This window comes from Aquincola agrisoli (assembly GCF_036621135.1).
Lineage (GTDB): Bacteria > Pseudomonadota > Gammaproteobacteria > Burkholderiales > Burkholderiaceae_C > Aquincola > Aquincola agrisoli.
The window spans coordinates 1-1,386 of record NZ_JAZIBG010000030.1 but is presented as its reverse complement, the minus strand read 5'-3'; the positions used below and the strand labels follow the sequence as shown (position 1 = coordinate 1,386).

The 1,386-nt window shown below is 66.2% G+C and carries 2 protein-coding genes and 1 pseudogene; all 3 read left to right on the top strand.

Features of this window, described 5'->3' with window-relative positions:
- Positions 1-190 (top strand): annotated as a pseudogene (locus tag V4F39_RS15645) (NAD(P)(+) transhydrogenase (Re/Si-specific) subunit alpha); the annotation flags it as partial.
- 17 nt (positions 191-207) lie between these two features.
- On the top strand, positions 208-528 hold the full coding sequence (locus V4F39_RS15640; RefSeq protein WP_332290599.1) for an NAD(P) transhydrogenase subunit alpha part 2: 321 nt from the start codon (positions 208-210) through the stop codon (positions 526-528).
- On the top strand, positions 525-1,386 hold an 862-nt coding region (locus V4F39_RS15635; RefSeq protein ID WP_332290598.1), incomplete at its 3' end, for an NAD(P)(+) transhydrogenase (Re/Si-specific) subunit beta. The genes V4F39_RS15640 and V4F39_RS15635, both read left to right, overlap by 4 nt.

Here is a 1,386-nt window from a genome sequence, read left to right as displayed (position 1 = left end):
CGTCACGCTGGTCGGCGAGACCAACCTGCCCGCGCTCGTCGCGGCCGACAGCTCCAGCCTCTACGCCCGCAACGTGCTCGACTTCCTCAAGCTGGTGTTGCCCAAGGACGGCGGCTTCCAGGTTCCGATGGACGACGACATCGTCGCAGCCTGCCTGATGACGCAGGGCGGCGAAGTGCGGCGCAAATGATCAAAGGACATCCCGCCATGGAATTCGTCTCCCCCACCGTCACCAACCTCATCATCTTCGTGCTGGCCATCTACGTGGGCTACCACGTGGTGTGGACCGTCACCCCCGCGCTGCACACGCCGTTGATGGCCGTCACCAACGCGATCAGCGCGATCGTCATCGTCGGCGCCATGCTGGCGGCGGCGCTGACCGAAGGCGCCTCGGCCAAGACCTTCGGCGTGCTGGCCGTGGCGCTGGCCGCGGTCAACGTCTTCGGCGGCTTCCTCGTCACGAGGCGCATGCTCGAGATGTTCAAGAAGAAGGACAAGCCCGCGGCGAAGAAGGGGGAGGCGAAATGAGTCTCGACCTCGTCACGCTGCTCTACCTCGTCGCGAGCGTCTGCTTCATCCAGGCCCTCAAGGGCCTGAGCCACCCGACCACCTCGATCCGCGGCAACCTGTTCGGCATGGCCGGCATGGCGATCGCCGTGGTCACGACCGCGGCGCTCATCGTCAAGCTGGCCGATGGCGGCATCGGCGGGCTGGTGTGGGTGCTGCTCGGCCTGCTGGTCGGCGGCTCGGCCGGGGCCTTGATGGCCAAGCGCGTCGAGATGACCAAGATGCCCGAGCTGGTCGCTTTCATGCACAGCATGATCGGCCTGGCGGCGGTCTTCATCGCCGCGGCCGCGGTGATCGAGCCGCACGCCTTCGGCATCGCGGCCAAGGACGCACCGATCCCGGGCGGCAACCGCATCGAGCTGGCGCTGGGCGCCTTCATCGGCGCAGTGACCTTCAGCGGCTCGGTCATCGCGTTCGGCAAGCTCTCGGGCAAGTACAAGTTCCGGCTGTTCCAGGGCGCGCCGGTGCAGTTCCCGGGGCAGCACATCCTGAATCTGGTGCTGGGCCTGGCGGCTGCGTTCTTCGTGTTCGGCTACTGGCATTCGCAGAGCAGCATGGACATCACGCTGGTGATCGCGCTGGGCTTCGTGCTGGGCGTGCTGCTGATCATTCCGATCGGCGGGGCGGACATGCCGGTGGTGGTGTCGATGCTCAACAGCTACTCGGGCTGGGCGGCCGCAGGCATCGGCTTCAGTTTGAACAACAGCATGCTGATCATCGCGGGCTCGCTGGTGGGCAGCTCGGGCGCGATCCTGAGCTACATCATGTGCAAGGCGATGAACCGCTCGTTCTTCAACGTGATCCTGGGCGGCTTCGGCG

What these genes read in the sequence shown, in the direction of transcription:
- V4F39_RS15640 (WP_332290599.1), top strand. Translation starts at nt 208, where the DNA reads ATGGAATTCGTCTCCCCCACCGTCACCAACCTCATCATCTTCGTGCTG.